Here is a 239-nt window from a genome sequence, read left to right as displayed (position 1 = left end):
GAGTTGCCGCCGTCCACGACCACGTCACCGGGGGAGAGCAGGTCCTTCAGCTCGTCGACGACGACCTGGGTGGCGGTGCCGGCCGGGACCATGACCCAGATGGTGCGCGGCGCGTCGAGCTTCTCGACCAGTTCGGCGAGGTCCTTGGCGTCGGTCAGTTCCGGGTTGCGGTCGTAGCCGATGACCTGGTGGCCCGCGCGGCGGATGCGCTCGCGCATGTTGCCGCCCATCTTGCCGAG

At 69.9% G+C, this 239-nt stretch carries 1 protein-coding gene; it reads right to left on the bottom strand.

The annotated features are described in order from the left end of the window. Positions 1–239 (bottom strand): NAD(P)-binding domain-containing protein (locus tag GTW40_RS12000; RefSeq protein ID WP_237525466.1); only part of this gene is annotated, 239 nt, incomplete at both ends.

Origin of the sequence: Streptomyces sp. SID4985 (genome assembly GCF_009863025.1) — a bacterium.
Classification (GTDB): domain Bacteria; phylum Actinomycetota; class Actinomycetes; order Streptomycetales; family Streptomycetaceae; genus Streptomyces.
This window is presented reverse-complemented; position numbering and strand designations above follow the sequence as displayed.